This window comes from Lysinibacillus sp. NPDC097231 (assembly GCF_044761885.1).
In the GTDB taxonomy this organism is placed as follows: domain Bacteria; phylum Bacillota; class Bacilli; order Bacillales_A; family Planococcaceae; genus Lysinibacillus.
The window spans coordinates 1-1,765 of record NZ_JBIWDH010000076.1; the positions used below are offsets into that span (position 1 = coordinate 1).

1 protein-coding gene is annotated in these 1,765 nt (G+C 41.1%); it reads left to right on the forward strand.

Annotated elements, in window-relative coordinates:
* Window positions 1–114 precede the first annotated feature (114 nt).
* Window positions 115–1,392 carry an IS110 family RNA-guided transposase gene (locus ACIQXF_RS23035; protein WP_402788156.1) on the forward strand — a complete coding sequence of 426 codons (1,278 nt, stop codon included), beginning with the start codon at window positions 115–117 and terminating at the stop codon, window positions 1,390–1,392.
* The last annotated feature ends 373 nt before the right edge of the window (window positions 1,393–1,765 follow it).

Below are 1,765 nucleotides of genomic sequence, written 5' to 3' on the forward strand. Positions count from 1 at the left end.
AGGAGCATTCCTGTTAGAAGGATTTTCAGGGGCTTGAAAAAGAAAAAGCCCTCTTGTATGATGCATGAGTGTCAACGCCAAATTGACCCATCATCACACAGGAGGACTCCATCTATGCATTCTAATATGAACTATAAAATTAATCAAGTCACTGAAAACACTTTAGTCATCGGAATCGATATCGCTAAGAGAAAACATTATGCTTGTGCCATCGATGAACGAGGACGCGTGCTCCATAAATCATTTCCTTTCTCTCAATCTAGAGAAGGTTTTGACGCTTTCTATGAAAAGGTACTCACTTTACGTGCTATACATGAAAAAAGCGAAATTCTTGTGGGATTTGAACCCACTGGGCACTATTGGATGAATCTCGCAGCTTATCTTAGTGCACATGGGATTCCATTTGTCATGGTAAATCCTCATCATGTCAATCGTTCAAAGGAATTGGATGACAATCTTCAAACGAAAAATGATCAAAAGGATGCCCTTGTCATTGCGCGCTTACTGCGTGATGGGCGTTTCAGCTATCCGCGTATTCTAGAAGGCGTAGAAGCTGAATTACGCAATGGTGCAACGTTACGGTCCAAAATCCAAGAAGATCTGAATGCCTTACAAAACCGTATCATTCGCTGGATTGATCGTTTCTTTCCGGAATTTATGACGGTGTTTAAAGACTTCGGAAAAATGGCTTATGCGGCGCTTGAAATGACACCACTACCAAGCGATATTCAAGGGAAGACACCCGAGGAACTATTATTTTTATATCGCCAAGTTAAGGGAATGAAATCGCCTCAGCTACCAAAAGCGAAACAATTAGTTGAGGTATCACAGCACTCTATTGGACTGACAGAAGGGCTCATGATGGCACGAATAGAAATTGCCACACTTCTCACACAGTACAAATTGAAGCAAAGCCAATTAGACACTTTAACAGAACAGTTAACCGAACTAGCAAAAGAAATGACGGACTATGAATACTTAAATTCTGTCCCAGGCATCAGCAACGCAACGATTGTCGAGCTACTTTCAGAAGTCGGTTCACTCACACAATATGACCATCCACGCCAATTAATTAAACTAGCGGGACTCACATTACGTGAAAACTCTTCTGGACAACACAAAGGACAAAAACGGATATCCAAGCGAGGAAGAAGGAAATTACGGGCTCTGTTATTTCGAGTCATGATGCCGTTACTTCGTCACAACGAAGCATTTAAGAAGTTACATGAATATTACACCACACGCACCGCCAATCCCCTTCGAAAGAAGCAATCAATTGTCGTGCTCTGTGGAAAGTTACTGAAGATTTTACACACCTTATGCAAGAAGAGAGTGTATTTTGATGTAAGTCACATGATGAAAGACCTGAATGGTCTCATAAAGGCAGCCTAGCAACATCAAAGCTCGACCTACAACAAAAGGATGACACGGAGAAGCCGGCATTATTTATTCCATCCGACTAAGAGTCCCTATAGGAGCATCGCCAGCCTCTGCCTTATGAATAGACCGAACGAAGGAATGTTTGCGCAAGGACGCCAAGAGACATGGGAGGGTACGTCATCATAAGCATCGCGGAGATCCATTAGTGCATCAAATAGTGGAATATAAAGTTAATTTTAACCAATTAGCTTTAGCGAAGCGTACTCATCAAATGTCGAATAATTGAAGAACTAGAAAAGACTATGTAAAAACTGTGATAAAAAAATTTTTTATCACTCTTAAAAACGGGTCAAACCGTTGATATATCAACATTTATAGAGGGAGG

What these genes read in the sequence shown, in the direction of transcription:
- ACIQXF_RS23035 (WP_402788156.1), top strand. Translation starts at nt 115, where the DNA reads ATGCATTCTAATATGAACTATAAAATTAATCAAGTCACTGAAAACACT.